This is a genomic window from Corynebacterium uropygiale (genome assembly GCF_021568315.1).
In the GTDB taxonomy this organism is placed as follows: domain Bacteria; phylum Actinomycetota; class Actinomycetes; order Mycobacteriales; family Mycobacteriaceae; genus Corynebacterium; species Corynebacterium uropygiale.
Genome location: NZ_JAKGSI010000001.1, coordinates 657844 through 677470, shown reverse-complemented (window position 1 = coordinate 677470; position 19627 = coordinate 657844). Strand labels below are relative to the sequence as shown.

Annotated in this window: 17 protein-coding genes; 5 read left to right on the top strand and 12 right to left on the bottom strand. The window is 68.2% G+C overall.

Going from position 1 to position 19627, the window contains the following annotated elements; genetic code table 11:
* Nucleotides 1-36 precede the first annotated feature (36 nt).
* Complete coding sequence (locus tag L1O03_RS03220) at nt 37-642, top strand: hypothetical protein (RefSeq protein WP_236117962.1); 606 nt, start codon at nt 37-39, stop codon at nt 640-642.
* On the opposite strand, the gene L1O03_RS03215 is transcribed toward L1O03_RS03220, so the two are convergent.
* The 9 genes from L1O03_RS03215 to L1O03_RS03175 form a co-directional block, all read right to left on the bottom strand.
* On the bottom strand, nt 639-1988 hold the full coding sequence (locus L1O03_RS03215; RefSeq protein WP_236117961.1) for a hemolysin family protein: 1350 nt from the start codon (nt 1986-1988) through the stop codon (nt 639-641). The two genes, L1O03_RS03220 and L1O03_RS03215, sit on opposite strands and share 4 nt — an antisense overlap.
* A complete protein-coding gene (gene ybeY, locus L1O03_RS03210; RefSeq protein ID WP_236117960.1) occupies nt 1988-2554 on the bottom strand; it encodes an rRNA maturation RNase YbeY in 567 nt (188 codons plus the stop codon). The genes L1O03_RS03215 and ybeY overlap by 1 nt, the downstream gene beginning before the upstream one ends.
* Nucleotides 2551-3597 carry a PhoH family protein gene (locus L1O03_RS03205; protein ID WP_420830276.1) on the bottom strand — a complete coding sequence of 349 codons (1047 nt, stop codon included), beginning with the start codon at nt 3595-3597 and terminating at the stop codon, nt 2551-2553. The genes ybeY and L1O03_RS03205 overlap by 4 nt, the downstream gene beginning before the upstream one ends.
* Before the next feature lie 48 nt (nt 3598-3645).
* Nucleotides 3646-4401: a 16S rRNA (uracil(1498)-N(3))-methyltransferase gene (locus tag L1O03_RS03200; protein WP_236117959.1), complete on the bottom strand. Its 756-nt coding sequence runs from the start codon at nt 4399-4401 to the stop codon at nt 3646-3648.
* Nucleotides 4398-5546: a molecular chaperone DnaJ gene (gene dnaJ / locus L1O03_RS03195; protein ID WP_236117958.1), complete on the bottom strand. Its 1149-nt coding sequence runs from the start codon at nt 5544-5546 to the stop codon at nt 4398-4400. The genes L1O03_RS03200 and dnaJ overlap by 4 nt, the downstream gene beginning before the upstream one ends.
* A 119-nt stretch (nt 5547-5665) precedes the next feature.
* On the bottom strand, nt 5666-6703 hold the full coding sequence (gene hrcA, locus L1O03_RS03190) for a heat-inducible transcriptional repressor HrcA (RefSeq protein WP_236117957.1): 1038 nt from the start codon (nt 6701-6703) through the stop codon (nt 5666-5668).
* A gap of 48 nt (nt 6704-6751) precedes the next feature.
* Nucleotides 6752-7930 carry a radical SAM family heme chaperone HemW gene (gene hemW, locus L1O03_RS03185; RefSeq protein WP_236117956.1) on the bottom strand — a complete coding sequence of 393 codons (1179 nt, stop codon included), beginning with the start codon at nt 7928-7930 and terminating at the stop codon, nt 6752-6754.
* 2 nt (nt 7931-7932) lie between these two features.
* Entirely contained in the window at nt 7933-8625 is a 693-nt protein-coding gene (locus tag L1O03_RS03180; protein WP_236117955.1) for a hypothetical protein, read from the bottom strand.
* A gap of 204 nt (nt 8626-8829) precedes the next feature.
* A complete protein-coding gene (locus L1O03_RS03175) occupies nt 8830-10599 on the bottom strand; it encodes an AMP-dependent synthetase/ligase (protein WP_236118059.1) in 1770 nt (589 codons plus the stop codon).
* A gap of 202 nt (nt 10600-10801) precedes the next feature.
* Here L1O03_RS03175 and malQ point away from each other — a divergent pair, with 202 nt between their 5' ends.
* A complete protein-coding gene (gene malQ, locus L1O03_RS03170) occupies nt 10802-12922 on the top strand; it encodes a 4-alpha-glucanotransferase (RefSeq protein ID WP_236117954.1) in 2121 nt (706 codons plus the stop codon).
* 7 nt (nt 12923-12929) lie between these two features.
* Here the strand turns inward: malQ and L1O03_RS03165 are convergent, their stop codons facing one another.
* From L1O03_RS03165 to L1O03_RS03155, 3 genes are read right to left on the bottom strand one after another with little or no spacing between them, the layout of a single operon-like run.
* Nucleotides 12930-13070 (bottom strand): hypothetical protein, encoded by a 141-nt coding sequence (locus L1O03_RS03165; protein ID WP_236117953.1) that lies wholly within the window; start codon nt 13068-13070, stop codon nt 12930-12932.
* Nucleotides 13057-13230, bottom strand: coding sequence for a hypothetical protein (locus L1O03_RS03160; protein WP_236117952.1), 174 nt, complete (start codon nt 13228-13230; stop codon nt 13057-13059). Before L1O03_RS03160 ends, L1O03_RS03165 begins: the two co-directional genes overlap by 14 nt.
* The gene (locus L1O03_RS03155; RefSeq protein WP_236117951.1) at nt 13231-15279 is read right to left on the bottom strand and encodes a M3 family metallopeptidase; all 2049 of its coding nucleotides are present in this window, start codon (nt 15277-15279) and stop codon (nt 13231-13233) included. It lies immediately after the preceding gene.
* 31 nt (nt 15280-15310) lie between these two features.
* Between L1O03_RS03155 and L1O03_RS03150 the strand changes: the two genes are divergently transcribed.
* Genes L1O03_RS03150 through L1O03_RS03140 form a run of 3 tightly spaced genes read left to right on the top strand, consistent with a single transcriptional unit; the run spans nt 15311 to nt 19598 of the window.
* On the top strand, nt 15311-16624 hold the full coding sequence (locus L1O03_RS03150) for a carboxylesterase family protein (protein WP_236117950.1): 1314 nt from the start codon (nt 15311-15313) through the stop codon (nt 16622-16624).
* A 10-nt stretch (nt 16625-16634) separates the two neighbouring features.
* On the top strand, nt 16635-18434 hold the full coding sequence (treS, locus tag L1O03_RS03145; protein ID WP_236117949.1) for a maltose alpha-D-glucosyltransferase: 1800 nt from the start codon (nt 16635-16637) through the stop codon (nt 18432-18434).
* A gap of 3 nt (nt 18435-18437) precedes the next feature.
* Nucleotides 18438-19598 carry a phosphotransferase gene (locus L1O03_RS03140; protein WP_236117948.1) on the top strand — a complete coding sequence of 387 codons (1161 nt, stop codon included), beginning with the start codon at nt 18438-18440 and terminating at the stop codon, nt 19596-19598.
* The last annotated feature ends 29 nt before the right edge of the window (nt 19599-19627 follow it).

Genomic DNA, 19627 nt, shown 5'->3' with positions numbered 1-19627 from the left:
TCTAGTGGGTGATCATAGTCGTGTACAAATGGCACCATGACTGACGCACTCCGATCCCTCTCCACTCTTCACCTCACGCGGCCTCGGAAGCGTCGTCGCGAGGGCCTCGTCCTCGCCACCCCGCAGGGTCGCACTATTGCGCGGAGTGAGGCCCAGGGCTCGACGGCCCGCCGCCTCCTCATGGGGAACCGCCGGGTGCACCTCGTCAGCGAGCCAGACGGCGATCATCTCCTCACCATCACCGACCCCGTCAACGTCCTGCGCGACTCCTTCGAGATCCTCAGCCCCGAGGGCACGGAGCTCGCCCGCGTCATCAGCCGCCACGGGTGGAAGGGCACCTCACTTCACGTCACCTGCGCGGGCGAGGAGGAGCTCGACGTCATCGGTTCGCTCTCTGACCGGGAGTTTCGCCTGAGCTCTGATGAGAAGGACCCCACGGCCACGTGGATGAGCATGTCGCGCCAGTGGTCCGGGGTGCGCGCGGAGATGGTGGACGCCGCCTCCTACGTGCTGAGCTTCCGCGAGGGGCTCGGGGAGGAGGAGCGTCTGCTCTGCGTCGGCGTGGCGATCGCCGTGGACCTCCACCAGCTGAAGAAGGAAAGCCAGCTCATGACGGTGGTGACGACGGCCTCCGGATCCTAGCGGGCCCCGTCCTCGCCCTCGCCCCGGGGATCCTGGGGCGAGCGCTCCGGCAGCTCAACCAGAACCGTGTTGACGCGGAGCCGTCCGCGCCGGTCCGTGCCTCCCTCCGCGGTAAGTGTCAGCCCCTCCACTGTGACGGAGGTTCCGGGCAGCGGGACCCGGCCCATGCCATAGGCCACGAGGCCGGCGACGGTATCCACCTGGTCGAGGGTGTCCTCGCTGAAGCTGATCTCCTCCTCGATGTCCTCTTCCAGCGCCTCGCGCAGGTCATCGAGGCTCAGCCGGGCCACGCAGCGCCACTGGCGCTCCCCCACCCGCTCAACGGGGGCGAGCTCGAGGGCGTCATACTCGTCGCTGATCTCCCCCACGATCTCCTCCAGGATGTCCTCGATGGTGACGAGGCCGGAGATCGCCCCGTACTCGTCGACGAGGATGGCAATGTGGTTGCGGGCCACCTGCATCTCGTGGAGGAGCGCGTCGAGGGGCTTGGAATCCGGGACAAAGACGGGCTCGCGCATGACCTCCGCGACAGTGACGGAGCGCCCGCCGTCGGCCAGGTGATACGTCTTTTCTACGAGGTCCTTGAGGTAGATCACGCCCACGAGGTCATCGGTATTCTCCCCGATGACCGGGATCCGCGAGTGTCCCGATCGCACACACAGCGAGGTGGCCTGACCAGCGGTTTTATCGGCCTCGATCCAGATCATCTCCGGGCGCGGGACCATGACCATGCGGGCGGTGGTCGATGCGAGGTCGAAGACGTTCTGGATCATCTTGCGTTCCTCGATCTCGACGACGCCGTGCTCCTGGGCGATGTCCACCATCTCACGGAGCTCCACCTCCGTGGCATAGGGGCCATCGCGGAAGCCCGGCCCCGGCGCGAGGATGTTGCCCACCCAGATGAGCATCTTCGTGATCGGCCCGAAGATCCGGGCCGCCATCTGCAACACCACCGCCGAGGAGAGGCAGATCGTGTACGGGTTCTTGCGGCCCAGTGTCCGGCCGAAGACGCCGATGATCGCGAAGGAGACCAGGCCGACGGCGACGATCGCGGCGACGATCACCCAGCCCGAGTCATGCCACAGCCGGGAGGCCACCGCGGCGGCAAAGATCGCGGCGGTGGCGTCGAGAAGGGTGCGCAGGAGGACGAGGAGGTTGATGTGAACGGCGCGTTCGTCGACGACGTGGAGGAGAGCGCGGGCGCCGCGGCGCTCATCCTTGACGAGCTGCTCGACGCGGGCGCGCGAAATCGAGGAGACCGCGGACTCCAGGGTGCCGACGAGCCCCGCGAAGCCCAGGGCGAGCACCGTGACGAGGACGAGGACGGCAATGGGATAGTGGAGCACTATTCACCATCCGCGAAGATGTCGCTGCGCTGGGAGGCCTCGGGGAAGGCCGCCGGACCGGTGGGTCGGGGCTGGTAGGAAACCTCGCGGCGGGCGAGGTCGTCGTACCAATCGGCGAGGATCTCATTCTGGAGGGCGAACATCTCACGCTCCTCGGCGGGGGTCGCGTGATCATAGCCGAGGAGGTGGAGGGTGCCGTGGACGGTGAGGAGGGCGAGCTCGTGGCCGAGGTCGTGGCCCGCGGCCTTGGCCTGGTTGACGGCGAAGGCGGGGCAGAGGACGATATCGCCGAGCATCGCGGGGCCGGCGTCGGGGGCATCGGGGCGCCCGCCCATGGCGGAGCCCGGGGTGAGCTCGTCCATGGGGAAGCTCATGACGTCGGTGGGGCCCTCCAGATCGAGCCAGCGAACGTGGAGGTCAGCAATGGTTTCTAGGTCCACGATGTGGATGCTGGCCTCGGCGTCCGGGTGGACGTCGAGGCGGCGGAGGGCGTAGCTCATGACGTCGATGAGCATGGACTCATTGACGCTGGCCTCGCCGGATTCATTAAAGACCTCGATGCTCATCGTTCACTCCCAGGAATCTCTGCCTCTTCTTCTTTCTCCCAGCCCACCGCGCGGAGCCGATCATGCTCCTCGTAGGCGTTGATGATGCGGGTCACGAGGTGGTGGCGCACCACATCGGCGCTGCCAAGCTCCGCGATGTGGATGCCCTCGACGTCGCGGAGGATTCGACGGGCCACCCGCAGGCCCGAGAGCTGCCCGTGCGGAAGGTCCACCTGCGTGATGTCGCCGGTGACGACCATCGTCGAGCCGAAGCCCAGGCGGGTGAGGAACATCTTCATCTGGGCGGGGGTGGTGTTCTGGGCTTCGTCGAGGATGACGAAGGCGTCGTTGAGCGTCCGCCCGCGCATGTAGGCCAGCGGGGCCACCTCGATGATCCCGGAGTCCATGAGGCGCGGGATCGTCTCCGGATCCACCATGTCGCGCAGGGCATCGTGGAGGGGGCGGAGGTAGGGGTCAATCTTGTCATTGAGGGTGCCGGGGAGGAAGCCGAGCTTCTCCCCCGCTTCGACGGCCGGCCGGGTGAGGATGATCCGTGAGACCTCCTTGGCCTGGAGCGCCTGGACGGCCTTGGCCATCGCCAGGTAGGTCTTCCCGGTTCCCGCAGGTCCGAGGCCGAAAACGATGGTGTTCTCATCAATGGCATCGACGTACCTGCGCTGCCCCACCGTCTTCGGCGCAATGACCTTGCCGCGGCACGAAAGAATCTCATGCCCGAGGGCATCCGCCACCGAGGCCGGATCCTCCGCCGCGACAAGCGAGATGGTGTGGCGCACGGCGTCCGGACTCACGGCGTGCCCGCGCTCCGCCAGCGCCTCCAGCTCCGACACGACGCGCAGCGCGTGGGCCACCCGATTCCCCGGCCCGCGGAGCGTGAGCGTTGCCCCCCTCGCCCGACAGTCCACCCCGACCATGTCCTCGATGATCGCGAGGTGCCCATCATGAATGCCGAAGACCTCCGGCGCGGCGTCCTCTGCAATATCCACCGTCTTCGTCACGACATCCACCCGACGGCGTGCCGCCCGAAAGCGTCCCGTAGTAGTCACCTAGCTCCTGCGCCTACCTTCTCCTCGAGAGTATTACTGCCGGTCACCTTACCAGCGCTGCGTTAAAACGCCGATCGCAGCGAGCGCCACCATGCTTGCGCTCGCGGTACGCAGCACCTCCGGGCCCAGGCGCACCTCCTGTGCACCTGCCGCACCGAGCTCCGCCCGCTCCGCGGGGCTGATCCCGCCCTCGGGGCCGACGACGAGCAGCACCTCGGGGACGTCGAGATCGCACTCCGCAATCGGTTGCCCCGCATCGCCCTCGAGGAGCAGGGCCACGCCCCCGCGAGAGCGGAGATCCCGGATCGCTTCCACGAGCTGCGCGGTGGAGTGCACGTCACTGATGGTGGGGACGCGGAGGCGTCGAGACTGCTTGGCGGCGGCGAGGGCCGCGTGCCGCCACTTGCTTAAGCCTCGCTCGACCTTCTTCGCACCGGACCACTTGGCCACGCAGTGCTCGGCCTGCCAGGGCAGGAAGGCATCCGCCCCAGCCTGGGTTCCCAGGTCAATCGCGAGCTCCGAGCGCTCCGACTTCGGCAGGGCCTGAGCCACGGTGACACGCGGCCGCGGCTCGGGGGCCTCCCCGTGATCGAGGGCGCTGAGCAGCGCCTCCTCCTTGCCCAGCAGGGAGTCGACGCGGGCGCGCGCCCACGTTCCCGTCCCGGAGATGAGCATGATCTCCTCGCCCTCGCGCACCCGCTTCACGGTGATCGCGTGGCGACCCTCCGGCCCGCGCAGGCGCAGCGACCCGCCCGCGGCCAGCTGCTCCGCGAGGTCCTCGACGCAATACGTGGCCAGGCTCATCGGCGGAACTTATTCCTCAGGCGGCTGAAGAGGGACTCCTCGCCGTCGTCGGCGCTGTTGACGGCGACCTCCTCCCTGCGGTGCTCGCGCACCTTCTCCAGGAGCTCGCGCGAGCGCTGGTCGAGTTCCCGGGGCACGACGACGTCCACCGTGGCAATGAGATCCCCGCGCTGACCCGAGCGAACATGCGGCATGCCGGCCTCGGGGAGGCGAATGTGATCGGCGGGCTGCGTGCCGGGGTCGATGGTGAGGTTGATGCTCTCCCCGCCCAGGCCGTCCACGGAGAGGTCCGTGCCCAGCGCGGCGTCAACCATGGGGACGCGGACGGTCATGTGGAGGTCATCGCCGTCGCGGCTAAAGACCGGGTGCTGCTGGATAGCGACCTCGACGTAGAGGTCGCCGGCAGGGCCGCCGCCGTGGCCGACCTCGCCCTGCCCGGCCATGCGGATGCGCATGCCGTCGCGGATGCCGGCCGGGATGTTGCACACGAGGGTGCGGCGCTTCTTCACCCGGCCCGCCCCGCCGCAGCGGGAACAGGGATCCGGGATGATTTCGCCGAAGCCCTGGCACTTCGGGCAGGGGCGCGTCGTCATGACGTTCCCCAGGAAGGAGCGCTGCATCTCCCGGATCTCGCCGGTGCCGCCGCACTGGTCACAGGTCACCGGCTTGGCGCGGGACTCCGAGCCGGTTCCACCGCAGTGGTCACATAACACGGCGGTGTCCACGACGATGTCCTTGCGCACCCCTTGGAACGCGTCCTCCAACGTGATGCTTTCTCGCAGCAAAGCGTCGTTTCCGGGCTGAACGCGAGAGCGCGGACCACGAGAACCTCCGGCGTGCTCGCCGAAGAAGGCTTCGAATATGTCGCCAAAACCGCCGCCGAAGCCTCCGAAGCCGCCGGCGCCACCGGGCGCCCCACGACCTCCGTGGTCCAGGGGGTCTCCCCCCATATCGACGATCCGGCGTTTTTCCGGGTCAGTTAACACCTCGTGTGCCTCGGTGGCCTCCCGGAACTTTTCCGCCGCCTCTTCCGAAGGGTTCACATCCGGATGGTATTTCCGGGCAAGCCTCCGGTAGGCCTTCTTAATCTCTTGGTCAGTCGCGGACTTATCCACGCCAAGGATTCCGTAATAGTCACGCGCCACAGTCTGACTAAACTTCCTTCCTTCAACAGGTCAAAGACGAACCTTCGCACCCCGATCGCCGGAACAGTTTACCGGCAGGGACCGCGGGAACAGACATTGCTCCCGCTCCACTCCCCGCCTCACTCCCCGGCGAGGACTCGGCTCACATACCTCGCAACAACGGACACCCGCGCGATTGTTCCCGTGTAGTCCATAAATGTGGGGCCCACAACACCCATGCCGCCCAGGGCCGCGCCCGAGCCCGCCCCCGCGCCATAAGCGGAGGTGACCACGGATGCCCCGTGCAACTGCTCGGCCGCGTTCTCTTCCCCGATGAGCACCGTGACATCGCCCGGGTCCCGCACATTCGCCAGCAGCTTAAGCACCACAACCTGCTCCTCGAGGGCCTGGATCACCGTCGGCAAACCCGAGGGAAGGCTGCGCGCCCCGCGGGTGAGATTCGAAGCGCCGGCGAGGATGATCCGATCACTCGGCTGCTCCACGAGAGTCTCAATGAGCACCGTGCACGCCGAGACGACGGCCGCGCGCAGCTCCGCGGGGGCGCTGGCGGCCAGATCCGCGAGGGAGCTGGAGGCATCCTGCAGCGTCTTGCCCACGAGCGCGGAGTTGAGGAGGTCGCGCACGCGGTGGACGGAGTCAGCGTCGAGCGGGGCCGGCAACTCCACGTTGCGCTGATCCACGCGGCCCGTGTCCGTGATGAGCACGAGGAGCAGCCGCACCGGGGTGAGCGCCACCACCTCACAGTGCTTCACCCGGGAGACCGTGAGCGTGGGCAGCTGCACCACCGCCGCCTGCCGAGTGAGCTGGCTGAGCAGCTGCACACTGCGGCGCAGCACATCCTCCAGATCCACGCCCTCCTCGAGGAAGCTCATGATGGCATGGCGCTCGGCGCGGCTGAGCGGCTTGATCTCGTGCAGATCATCCACGAAGCGCCGATACCCCTTCTCCGTGGGGATCCGGCCTGAGGAGGCGTGCTCCTGCACGATGTAGCCCTCCGACTCCAACACCGCCATGTCATTGCGGATCGTCGCCGAGGACACCGGCATGTGGTGCCGCTCCAGCAGCGCCTTCGAACCCACCGGCTCCTGCGAGGCGATGTAATCAGCAACGATCGCCCTCAACACCTCCTGGCGGCGGCGGGCAGTCTCTCCAGCCATCTCGCAGGCACCTCCTCCGTGGTGATCAGTGTGTGCGCGGACCGCGGCTCACGCCCCATTCTGGCAGACTCGCCCCTCCTCTGCTAAAAGCAGGTCCGCGATAATGCCGTCCGCCAGGAGCCTCCCCTCGCCGCTCACCCGGATCCGTCCCCCCTCGCGACGCAGCAATCCGCGCTGCTCATAGGGCTCAATCACCCCCGCCGCCGCGGGCGAGAGCTGGCTCTCCGCCACCCCCTGACGCAGCCGAAGCCCCAGCATGATGCGCTCAGTGTGCCGATCCTCCGCGCTCAGCTCCTCGCTCATCGCGATCGGCAGGCGCCCCTCGCCGAGCTCCCGGGCATAGCGCGCCGGGTGCTTGACATTCGCGAAACGCCGCCCGCCAACGTGGGAGTGCGCGCCGGGGCCGGCGCCCCACCAGTCGCCGTCGGTCCAATAGATGAGGTTGTGGCGGCACTCCCCGCCGGGGAGAGCCCAGTTGGAGACCTCATACCAGCGAAATCCGGCATCGCTGAGCAGCCCGTCGATGATCCCGTAGCGATCCGCCTGCACATCCGGGTCCGGGGCCGGGAGCTCCCCGCGGCGCACCTTGCGCGCCATGGCCGTCCCGTCCTCGAGGATGAGCGAGTAGGCGGAGACGTGGTCGACGCCCGCTGCCAGCGCCGCCTCGATGGTCTCGACGACGTCCTCGTCCCTCTCCCCCGGGGTGCCGTAAATAACGTCGAGGTTGACATGGGCAAATCCGGCCTCGCGGGCCTCGCGCGCCGCCGCCAGGGCCCGGCCCGGGGTGTGCCGGCGCTGCAGCACCTGCAGCACGTGCGGAGAGACCGACTGCATCCCCAGCGAGATCCGCGTATAGCCCGCCTCCCTCAGGCCGGCGAAGAAGGCCGGGGAGGTGGACTCCGGGTTGGACTCCGTCGTGACCTCCGCCCCGGGGGCGAGGCCGAAGGTGGAGCGGATGGCGTCGAGAATGCGGGCGAGGCCCTCCGCCCCCAGCAGGGAGGGCGTGCCCCCGCCGATGAACACCGTCTCCGCCGGGCGATCGCCCACCTCCGCGCGGCCGAGCCGCAGCTCCTCCTCGAGAGCGTCGAGGTAGCTGTCCGGGCCGGCAGCCGTGCCGAGCTCGCCGGGGGTGTAGGTGTTGAAGTCGCAATAGCCGCAGCGCGTCGCGCAGAAGGGAACGTGAATATACACGCCGAAGGGCGGCGCAGCGGGGCCCTCAGAAGTCATACCTAGGAAGCGTAGTGGCCGCCCGAGGCAGTGGCCGCATGCCCCCTCCGGGCCGCCACTCGCGCGACGACAGCGTCAATCCGCGCCCGCTCAGAGAGGAACTCCGGTGGGTGCTGGCCGCGCATCGTGCGGGTGTAGCCAGGGTGGGCTTCCGCGACGGCAGCGAGCCACGCGCAGGCCACGGTGCGGGTCTCCCGCTCCAGCTCGCGGTAGAAGCGGGGAAGGTCCAGCTGGCCGAGCTCCTCGATGCCATAGGCCGTCTGATCCAGGCAGTAGTCCACGTAGGCCCGCAGGGTCTCGGCCGTCGTGGCCGTGCGGGCCTGGAGGGTGCGCGCCAAGTCCGGCACCGACAGCGGTGAGGAGGTCAGCGGGTGGCGGGCCTCCAAACCAGGGGCCTCCCAGAAACCCGGGTGATCCACCGTGGGGACGTGCCCCCGGACGGAGAAGCGCCCCTTCTTCAGGCCCGAGGTGAGGGCGCGGCGGAGGCCGTCGAGCTCCGCGGTGCACGTGCGGGAGTCGCGGGCCGCGTCCTCGCAGATCTCCTCGAGCTCCGCGAGGCAATCCGCCACGAGCTCTCCGTCCCAGTCCTCCACCGCTTCAATGAGGTTCTCCAGGTAGCCGGCCACTTCATCGCCAATGTCGTAGAGCTCCTGCGTCAATTCCCGGTGACGGAGCTCAGCGGCGCTCATCTGCATGTGGCGATACTCCTTCCGATTCTCCGGCGACCCGGGCGACGTCCCCTCAAGTACTAGTTGAGACTTTGGGCTGACACCTGGTGACAGTACGCGAAAACCGGCGCCATACCGGGGTACGACGCCGGAGTGTCGTTAAAAAGAAACTCACCACTTTCTCAGCCAGAGCTGAACTGGCCGCGCCGCGCGGGGCATGGCATTCCGAGCCTAGTGCCCGTAGATGTGATCGATCGCATCGCTGAAGCGGCGAACCACGACGTTGCGCTTGACCTTCATCGTCGGGGTGAGCTCGTTTTCCTCCTCGCTGAGATCGCGGTCAAGGATGTAGAACTTCTTGATCGCCTCCGCATGGGAGACCGTCTGGTTCGCCGTGTTGATGGCGTCCTGAATCTCGGCGCGCAGGGTGGGCTCGGTGGCCAGCTCCTTCACCGCTCGGTTCATCGGGATGTTGCGATCCAGCTTCCACCGGGTGAGCGCGTTGTCATCGAGAGCGATGAGCACCGCGATGAAAGGCTTCCCGTCTCCCACAACCATCGCCTGGCTGATGAGCGGGTGCGCCCGCAGGATGTCCTCCAGCGGACCCGGGGACACATTCTTCCCACCGGCCGTGACGATGAGGTCCTTCTTGCGTCCCGTGATGACGAGGTGCCCGGAGTCCTGGAGTTCGCCCAGGTCACCGGTGTTGTACCAGCCGTCGTCGTCATAGGCCTCCCGCGTGGCCTCCTCGTTGTGCCAGTAGCCGCGGAACATGCCATCGCCGCGCAGGAGGATTTCCCCGTCCTCATTGATGCGCACCGCGTAGCCGGGCAGCGGCTTGCCGACGGAGCCGATGAGTTGATCCTCGAAGTCCACGCACGCCGCGGCGCAGGACTCGGTGAGGCCATAGCCCTCATACACCGGAACCCCCAGCCCGCGGAAGAAGTGGCCGATCTCATCGCTCATCGAGGAGCCACCCGTGATGCAATAGCGCACCGAGCCGCCCATGACCTCGCGGATCTTCGAGTACACGGCCTTGTCATAGAGGGCGTGCCGGGCGCGCAGCATCCGCGAGGGCCCCTCCTCCGTGTCGAGCGCCCGCGAGTACTCAATGGCGCTGCGCTCGGCGCGCTGGAAGGCCACCGCTTGCACGGGGCCGCTGTCCATCGCCTTCGCCGACGCCGCATTGCGTACCTTCTCAAAGACGCGCGGCACACCGAGGATGAGGTTCGGGCGGAAGCGCTGGAACTGGGCGGTGAGCATGGACGTATCCGACCAGTGTGCCTGAGTACAGCCGCCGATGATCACGGCGAGCGACACCGCCCGGGCCAGGACGTGAGCCAGCGGCAGGAACGTGAGCACCCGGGTGCCCGGCACGGCAATCGCCCCAATCGGGTGCGTGAGCAGGGCACGGATCTGCGTGATCCAGTTGCGGTGGGTGAGCTCGCAGCCCTTCGGGCGGCCCGTCGTGCCCGAGGTGTAGACGAGGCTCGCGAGGTCATCCGTCGACGTCGCCTTGATGCGGGCGTCCACCTCGCTGTCATCCACCGGGCGCCCCTCGAACTTCAGGGTGTGCAGGGCGGAGGAGTTGATCTCCAGGATCCGGCGCAGGCGCGAGGAGGAGTCGCTCAGCGCCGGGCGGCCGTCGTCCCCCACCACGAGGTGGCGCATGAGGGCCGTGTGCTCCTGCGTCTCCGTCACGGCGAAGACGGCCTCGGAGTCCTCAATGATCCACTGCACCTGGCTGAGCGAGGAGGAGGGGTAGATCGGGACGCTCACGGCGCCGGCGGCCCAGATTGCGAAGTCGAGGACGGTCCACTCGTAGCGCGTCGTCGAGCACAGCGCCACGCGGTCCCCCTGCTCGACGCCGGCGGCGATGAAGCCCTTCGCGACGTCATACACCTCCCGCACGAACTCCTCGGCGGTGACGTTGACCCACTCATAATTCTTGGGCCGGGTAAAGACGATCCCGTAGGGCCGCGCCCGAGCCGAATCCAGCATGGCGGTCAGCGGGGTTTCCCCTTCGTGAATATCGAAGGCAGCGGGGGTGCTGTTTTCCTGCACGACGTCACTCTCCTCGTTCTCAAACTCAGTTGCTTCCCAAGCCTCGTTTAACGGTACACTCTCCTCCCCCTGCACTCGCGCCGAGTTTGCGCCCAGCCACGTGCACGCCCGGCATCGATCAATGGCACAATAAATGAGCGTGACGCATCACGAACTTCTGAACGAACTGTCCTCCGTTTACGGGATCGCCACGGAATACTGGTCCAACTCCGGGGAAAAGGTCTATGCACCTGCGGAAACCCTGGAGCACCTCCTGCGCGCCATGGGTGTGGACCTCGGGGATGGCTCGGAGGAGGCCCTCGGCGCCGCTCTCCGACGCCATCACGAGGAGCACGCCTCCCGCCCCCTTCCGCCCTGCGTGGTGAGCGCCGCCGGGCAGCCAACAGAAGTCCTCGTGCATGTTCCCGACGGAGCCCCCGCCCACGTCGACATCCTCCTCGAGGACGGATCCACCCGCCAGGCCTACCAGGGCGAGAATTGGACTCCGCCCACGCAGGTGGGCGACATCACGTGGGGCGAAGCAAGTTTCTACCTCCCTGAGGATCTCCCCCTCGGCTGGCACGAGCTCCTCCTCCACAGCGAGGGGCCGGCCGACGGCGCCCGCTGCACCCTCGTCATCACCCCGCAGAGCATCAGCGTCGAGCGCACCCGGCGCCACGGCGTGATGGCTCAGCTCTACTCCGTGCGCTCCCGCACGTCCTGGGGGATGGGCGACTTCCACGACCTCGGCACGCTCGCGGCGAGCCTGGCCCCGCAGGCGGACTTCCTCCTCATCAACCCGATGCACGCCGGGGAGCCCTTCCCGCCCGTCGAGGATTCGCCGTATCTTCCTACCTCGCGGCGCTTCACCAACCCCATCTACCTGCACATCGAGGACATCCCCGAGTACCAGCAGCTCCCCGAGGACATCCGCGCGGAGATCGACGCCATCGCGCAGCGCTTCCTCCCGCTCAACAGCACGCCCGAGATCATCGAGCGCAACCCCATCTTCGAGGCCAAGCTCCAGGTGCTGCGGGAGCTCTATGCCCAGCCCTTCGTCCCCGAGCGCCGCGCCGCCTTCCGCACCTATGTTGACGCGGAGGGCCCCGGCCTGCGCGACTTTGCCACCTGGTGCGCCCAGCAGGACCTCGAGCGCGAGGGGCTGCGCGGGCAGCACGCCGTCGAGCCAGACGCCGAGGTGGCCGTCGACTTCTACATGTGGCTCCAATTCCTCTGTGATGAGCAGTGGGCCGCAGCGCAGCAGGCGGCGCTCGACGCGGGCATGAGCATCGGGATCGTCGCCGACCTCGCGGTGGGCGTGCATCCCGGTGGGGCCGACGCGCACAACCTCGCCGAGGTCCTGGCCCCCGACGCCTCCGTGGGCGCCCCGCCGGACCCCTACAACACGCGCGGGCAGGACTGGTCCCAGCCCCCGCTCAACCCGCTCGCTCTCGCCGAGGCGGGCTACAGGCCCTGGCGCGACCTCCTGCGCACCGTGCTCCGCCACGCGGGCGGCATCCGCATCGACCACGTCCTCGGCCTCTTCCGTCTCTTCTGGATGCCGCGCTGCCAGCCCCCGGCCACCGGCACCTACGTCTCCTATGACTTCCAGGCGCTGCTTGGCATCGTCGCCCTCGAGGCGGAGCGCGCGGGCGCGATCGTCATCGGCGAGGACCTCGGGACCTTTGAGCCGTGGGTGCAAGACGTCCTCTCCCAGCGCGGCCTGCTGGGCACCTCGGTGTTGTGGTTCGAATCGGAGGGCGAGAACACCCCGAAGCCCAACGAGCACTACCGCGAGCTCTGCCTCGCCTCCGTCACCACCCACGACATGCCGCCCTGCGCCGGGCAGCTCGACGGCAGCCACGTCCGGCTTCGCGCCGAGCTCGATCTCCTCGATGCCGACGAGGCCACCGAGGACGCCTCCGATTGCGCCTGGCAGAATCGCATTCTCGACGAAGCCCAGCGCAGCGGCTGCTTCCACGACACGCCGCTGGAGGGCCACGCCTTCGAAGGCTCCGGCCGCACCGAGCGCGGCGATCTGGCCGATCAGCTGGTGGGACTCCACCGCTTCATCGCCCGCACCCCGGCGCTGCTCACCTGCACCTCGATCGTCGACCTCGTGGGAGATCGTCGCACGCAGAACCAGCCGGGCACGGTCCGGGAGCAGTACCCCAACTGGTGTATCCCCCTCTGCGATGAGGCGGGCACGCCGGTGCTCATCGAGGACCTCACGGAGCACCCCCTGGCCCAGCGGATCCTCGAGGCCGCGCAGCGCCCCTAGCGCCCCTCTACAGCAGGGACACGAGCCACGCGACGATCACGACGACGATGAGAAGAACAAGCACCTGCGTGACCCGCGACTGCGGGTAGCGGCGCTTGTTCTTGGGCAGTTGGCGATCGCGCTTACGAAGCTCCTCAGGATTGGCCATGGGGGTTATGATACCCGCGCCTTAGCCAGGCATTGATGATGTCGATCACCCGGAGGAGGAGCGAGGCCACCCCCACGCACACGAGCACGGCGAGGAGGACGACGAGGGGCGCCTGGGCCCACAGGGGTAGGTCCACGAGGAACTGGCTGAGCCCGTCCATTTAGGCCTCCGCCCCCGCCAGGCCGCGGCGGCGCAGGAGCGGCCCCAGATCCCGGCCCCGGCCGCGGAGGGTCTCGAAGGAGGCCGTGAAGTCGCGGGATGCGCCCCGGGAGAGGACGAGGTCGCGGAAGCGCTGGCCGGCGGCCCGGGCCGCGTCCTCCTGGGCGTCGGGCCCGGCGGCGTGGGACTCGGTGAACCAGTCGAAGCCGTCGGCGTCGAGGGCCTCCGCCCACAGGTAGGAGTAGTAGCCCGCGGAGTAGCCGCCGGCGAAGATGTGGTTGAAGTAGGTGGAGCGGTAGCGCGGGGGCACGTCGCTCAGCCCCACCTCCGCGAGGACCTTCTTCTCAAACTCTGCGACGCCCTCCGGGGTGGCGGGGATCTCCGCGGCCTCCGCGCGGCTGAGGGAGTGCCACGCGAAGTCGAGGATGGCGGCGCCCAGGTACTCGGCGGTGCCATAGCCCTGGCCCCACTCCTGCGCTGCGGCGATGGCGTCGAGGTAGTTCTGCGGGATGGGCTCGCCGGTCTCGTAGTGGCGCGCATAGTGGCGGACGATGGAGGGGTCGAAGGCCCAATTCTCATTGATCTGGGAGGGGAACTCCACGTAGTCCCGGGGCACGTTCGTCCCGGAGAAGCTGGGATAGCGCACCGCGGAGAGCAGGCCGTGCAGGGCGTGGCCGAACTCGTGGAAGACGGTCCGGACGTCGTCGATGCTGAGGAGCGGGTTCTTATCCTCCGTGGCGGGCAGCCCCATGACGTTGATGATGACGGGCTTCGTGCCGAGCAGCTCCGACTGGTCGACGAAGCTGCTCATCCACGCCCCGCCGCGCTTGGAGGGGCGGGCGAAGTAGTCGGTGAGGAAGAGGCCGATGCCGGTGCCGTCGGCCTCCTTGACCTCCCACACATCCACGCCCTCGGCGTATCCCCGCAGGTCAGGGCGCGGATGCACGGTGATGCCGTAGAGGCGCTGCGCTGCGCGGAAGACGCCCTCGCGGAGGACGGATTGCAGGGGGAAGTAACAGCGCAGCTCGGCGGTGTTGAGGTGGTAGTCGCGCTCGCGGACGACGTTGTCAAAGTAGGGGCGATCCGCGGGATCGATGCTCGGCACCCCGGCGGCCTCCGCGATGATCTTGTCCTCCCCCGCGGTGTTCGCCGCCGCCGTGGGGGCGAGGTTCTCCAGGAGCTCACGCACGGCGTCCACGTCGGCGGTTTCTTCCTCGACGACGTACTCGGCGTGCGAGCGATACCCGAGCAGCTCCGCCTTCTCGGCGCGCAGGCGGACCATCTCCACGAGCACCTCCGGGTTGCTCGTGCGGCCGCGCTCCCCGGCCTCCGTCCACAGTCGGGCGCGGGTCTCCGGGCGGGCGAGGCTGCCCTGGGCGGACTGCACCGTCGGGAGCTCGATCGGCAGGACCCAGCCGTCCGTTCCCAGCCCGGCGGCGTATTCGCGGGCGGCCTGCTTGTCCGCCTCGCTCATTCCGTCGAGCTCCTCTTCGTTCTCGATGTGCACGGCGTGCGCCTGGGTGTCGGCCAGGAGGTTGCGCCCGAAGCTCTCGCTGAGGGTGGAGAGCCGCTGGTTGATCGCGCTGAGCCGCGTCTTCTCCTCCTCAGTAAGGTCCGCCCCGGCGCGGCGGAACTGGCGCAGGAGGTAGGCGTGGAGGCGCTCGGATTCCTCGTCGCCCGGCGGGGTGACCTGCTCAATGAGCTGGTAGAGGGCGGAATTCTGGTAGATCGCGTCGCTGTGGGCAGCAAGCTTCGGGGCGATCTCCTCCGCGATGGCGTCGATCTCCTCATCCGCGTCCGTGCCCTGCAGATTAAAGAACACCGAGGCCACCCGGTGGAGGTCCCGGCCGCTGCGTTCCATCGCCTCCACGACATTCTCCCAGGTGGGTTCCGTCACCTCGGTGATGGCGCGGATCTCGGCGTCGTGGCGCCGGAAGGCCTCCTCGAAGGCGGGGAGGAAATGCTCCGTGCGGATGGCGGCGAAATCGGGAAGCTCGTACTCCAGGGGGGAGGGCTGGAGGAGCGGGTTGTTCTCTATGTTCTGCGTCATGCTTGTTGATCGTAGCGTTAGGCTGGCGGGCATGAGGACGATCACCGTGGACACACCCGTCGGAGCGATCACCGGCACGGAGGAGGACGACGGCATCCGCTGCTTCCTCTCCCTCCCCCACGTCCACTACGAGGCCCCCTTTGACGACCCCTCCCTCGCCACCTCCTTGTGCTCCGCCGGCTCCCCCTTCGACGCGACGCGCACGCACAAAGACCGCACCGCCCTCAGCGTCTACGCCCCGGCGGGGAGCGCGCCCGGCGCGGATGCGCCGGTCATCGCCTATATCCACGGCGGCTCCTATATCCATGGCACCCATGCCGACCCAGAAACCCAGGGCCGGGCGCTCGCCCGCGAGGGCTACGTCTGCGTGTGCCTGGGCTATCGGCTGAGTGCCCCCGGCTTCACCCAGCTGCGCGGCGACGGGCCCAGCCACTACCGCGGCATCGAGGATTGCCTCCTGGGGCTCGAGTGGATCCAGCGCTGCGTGGAGTCCTTCGGCGGGGATCCCACCAACGTCACGCTCATGGGCCAGTCCGCCGGGGGCGGGATTGTGCTGTGGCTTCTGCGCAAGGACCATTTCCGCGGGGGCTTCCGTCGAGCCATCGCGCTCTCCCCGGCCTATCCGCGCGGCTCCTCTGCCCAGCGCCACGGCGCGGTGCGCACCGCCCTCGGCACGCCGCTTCTTCGCCGCGAGCTCAATGACCTAGCCAGGGAGCACCCGGAGCGGCTTGCGCGGCGGCTGCCCCGCGTGCGCTACTTCTTCCCCACCGATGTGCCCTTCGGGCCCTATCCCCTCGAGCCTTCGGAGTGGGTGAGCTCCGTCCCGCTGCTTCTCACCTGCACGGATGCGGAATTCTGGCGGCACCCGGTGGCGCGGCGCCTCGATGGGAGGGCCGCTGCCCGCCCGCTTGCCCGGGGGCTCGCGCGGCATCTGGGCTGCGACCCGGACGCGCTCTCCTCCTACACCGCGCAGCTGCCCGAGGGCCACGAGATCGGCGAGGTCATCGGCGATGGCACGATCCGCCGCTACGTCGCAGCGGGCGCCGAGCTCTCCCCCTGCCCCACCTGGGTCCTCCAGCACCGCAGCGACCCGGCGGCCGGGGAGATCATCACCCACTGCGATGATCTCCCCTGGTACTTCGAGGCCGAGCCAAGCGTGTGGGCTCGACGCATGCTCGCCCGCTTCATCGCGTCGGACTCCCTCCCCTGGACGCCCTATGAGGCGGAGAGGGACCGGGCGGTCCTCGAGGTCCACGGAGCGGGCCGGGAGGAAGGCCACGCGAGGAGCACGTTGCGAAAGGATCCCCTCGGCCACATCCGGGGCGCCTATGGGGTCACCCGCTAAAGTTGTTGCTATGACCCAGAGCCTCTATCCCGGTGACAACACGACCCCGAAGCCAGCAAAGACTGCGCCCCGGCCTCATGTTGACGAGGAAGGCTACCTCGTCGAGCACGAGTCGGAGGACTATGACACCCCGGCCCCTGCCCCCGGCGATAACCCCTGGGAACGCAGCGACCCCGAGTGGTATAAGGACGCGGTCTTTTATGAGGTCCTCGTCCGGGCCTTCTACGATCCGAAGAACTCCGGCTCTGGCTCCATCAAGGGTCTGACGGAGAAACTCGACTACCTCCAGTGGCTGGGCGTGGATTGCATCTGGCTTCCGCCCTTCTACGACTCCCCGCTGCGCGACGGCGGCTATGACATCCGCAACTTCCGTGAGATCCTGCCGGAGTTCGGCACGGTCGAGGACTTCGTCGAGCTCATCGACCACGCCCACCGTCGAGGGCTGCGCGTGATCACGGACCTCGTCATGAACCACACCAGCGACCAGCATCCGTGGTTCCAGGAGTCCCGTCGGGACCCGGATTCCCCCTACGGGGACTTCTACGTGTGGTCCGATGATCCGGAGCTCTACTCCGAAGCCCGCATCATCTTCATCGACACCGAGGAGTCCAATTGGACGTGGGACCCAGTGCGCAAGCAGTACTTCTGGCACCGCTTCTTCTCCCACCAGCCCGACCTCAACTATGACAACCCCGCCGTCCAGGAAGCCATGCTCGACGTCATGCGCTTCTGGTTGGACCTGGGACTCGACGGCTTCCGCCTCGACGCCGTGCCCTACCTCTTCGAGCGCGAGGGCACCAATGGGGAGAACCTCCCCGAAACCCACGGCTTCCTCAAGCGGGTCCGCCAGGTGATCGACGAGGAGTACCCCGGCCGCGTGCTCCTCGCCGAGGCAAACCAATGGCCGCAGGACGTCGTCGAGTACTTTGGCGAGCCGGAGGTCGGCGACGAGTGCCACATGGCCTTCCACTTCCCGCTCATGCCGCGGATCTTCATGGCCGCGCGGCAGCAGTCTCGGGTGCCGATCTCCGACATCCTCGCGAACACCCCGGACATCCCCTCCTCCGCGCAATGGGGCATCTTCCTGCGCAATCACGACGAGCTCACCCTCGAGATGGTCACCGAGGCCGAGCGCTCCTACATGTACGGCCAATACGCCAAGGACCCGCGCATGCGCGCCAACGTGGGGATTCGACGCCGCCTTGCCCCGCTTCTCGGCGGGGACCGGAATCAGCTCGAGCTCTTCACCGGGCTGCTGCTCTCCCTCCCCGGCTCCCCCGTCCTCTACTACGGTGATGAGATCGGCATGGGGGACAACATCTGGCTGCCCGATCGCGACGGGGTGCGCACGCCCATGCAGTGGTCCTCGGACCGTAACGGAGGCTTCTCCAAGGCCGATCCCGAGCGCCTCTACCTCCCGGCCATCCAAAACGACCAGTATGGCTACGCGACGGTGAACGTCGAGAACCAAATGCAGATGGGGAACTCCCTGCTCCAGTGGACGCGCTCCTTCATCCACGTGCGCAAGCAGTACCGGGCCTTCGGCCTGGGCAGCTACCGGGAGGTGGACTCCGCGAATGAGGCGGTCTTGAGCTTCCTTCGCGAATATCAGGGGGAGACGCTCCTCTGCGTCAACAACCTCTCCGAGCGGCCGCAGGCGGTGTCCCTTGACCTCAGCGCTTTCGCGGGGGCCACGCCGCGGGAGCTCTCCGGTGGGGAGTCCTTCCCGGTCATCGAGTATGACCGGGAGTGGACCGTCACCCTGCCGCCCTACGGATTCTTCTGGTTCAGCCTGTCCGAGGAGGACTAAACCGTGACTCAGTCGCTCGCCCACACTCTCGCCACCGCGCGCTTCTATGGCGCGAAGTCCGAAGCCATCGATGAGACGGAGGTGCTCCTCAGCGCTCCGGCCACTGCCGAGGGCGAGCAGCTGAGCCTCGTGGCCGTGCACCACGGCGGCAGCTGCGACCTCTACCAGCTCCTCCTCAACGACAAGGAGGAGGACGTCCTGGGGGCGCGCGCCACGGAACTCGGCGAGGCCCTGAGCTCCGGCACCCCCGCCGGCTGGGGCACCTGGCACGAGCTGCGCCCCTTCCCCGCGGGGCTCCACGGGCGGCAGCTCTCCGGGGAGCAGTCCAACACCTCGCTCATCTTCTCCGACGGCCAGCGCGACCGCGTGGTCCTCAAGTACTTCCGCAAGCTCGAGCCGGGGATCAACCCGGAGGTCGAGCTACTGGCCGGGATGGGGCCGACGGAGCACGTCGCCCCCGTCTACGGCTGGGTGGACACCGAGTTCCAGGGGCAGACCTATGTCACGGCGGTGGCCCAGGAGTTCATCGCCGACTCCGAGGATGGCTGGAAGCGCGCCCTGCGCTGGGCTGAGGCCGGGCAGTCCTTCGCCGAGGACGCGCGGCTGCTGGGCGAGGCCACGGCCGACGTCCACCGGGCCCTCGCAGAAGGCTTCCCCGCCCCGGCGCTCACCGGGGAGGAGGTGGCCACGAAGCTGATGGGGCGCTTCCGCTCCCTCGCGGATCGGGTGCCCTACCTTGAGCGCTTCGCCACCGGCGTGGAGGAGCGCTATCGCTCGCTGGAAGGGAGCACCCCGGCGCACCGCGTCCACGGTGATCTTCACCTTGGGCAGGTGCTGCGCACTCCCGAGCGCTACGTGCTCATCGACTTCGAGGGGGAGCCGGCCCGGCCCCTCGCCGAGCGCCGCCAGCCCGACGCCGCAGTGCGCGACGTGGCGGGGCTCGTGCGCTCGATCGACTATGCGTCCCAGAGCGTCGAGGCCCCGTCCACCTGGGCGGAGGAGACCACCTCCGCGCTGCTCGAGGGCTATGGCGCCGACCCGGCGGACCCCTTCCTCACCGCCTATGTCCTGGACAAGGCGCTCTATGAGGTGGCCTACGAGGTGGATAACCGCCCCGATTGGGCGCACATTCCGCGCGCGGCGGTCGAGAAGGCTCTCGGCTAGCGCGGGCCCGCGCCCAGCCCGGCGCGACC